Origin of the sequence: Merdimmobilis hominis (assembly GCF_016901855.1) — a bacterium.
In the GTDB taxonomy this organism is placed as follows: domain Bacteria; phylum Bacillota; class Clostridia; order Oscillospirales; family Ruminococcaceae; genus Paludihabitans.
Map to the genome: position 1 here is coordinate 1 of NZ_JACJKY010000072.1, position 478 is coordinate 478.

Annotated in this window: 1 pseudogene; it reads right to left on the reverse strand. The window is 52.5% G+C overall.

The features are described from left to right. Positions 1-478: pseudogene (locus H6A12_RS13095) on the reverse strand (hypothetical protein); the annotation flags it as partial.

Consider the following 478-nt stretch of genomic DNA (forward strand, 5'->3'; position numbering starts at 1 on the left):
GGCATTCCTTCCAGTGCTGGGTTTCATCCTTCTGCCAGTCGCCGTAGCTGTGCTCATGTTCAAGCATTGGAATGGTTTCGGTCTGCACATAGTCGCAGACCGTGCAGTCGCGCTCTCTGGAACCCGCTTCAGTCTCGGTGGCCTCTTTGGTTACTTTCCAATCGCCGTAGGTATGGTTTGCCACATTGAGCTTTTCACCGCAGGAGCATTCCTGCCAGTGCTGGGTTTCGTCATATTTCCATGCTTCATCGTGAACATCGTGCGTATGAACCGGCAGCGTCTCTGTCTGCTTATATTTGCAGACGGAGCAGGTACGTTCTCTGGAACCTGTTTCGGTTGTGGTAGGCTCCTTTGTTATCGTCCAATCATCGAAAGTATGGTTGCCCACTTCAGTTTTCTCGCCGCAGCGGCATTCCTTCCAGTGCTGGGTTTCATCCTTCTGCCAGTCGCCGTAGCTGTGCTCATGTTCAAGCATTGG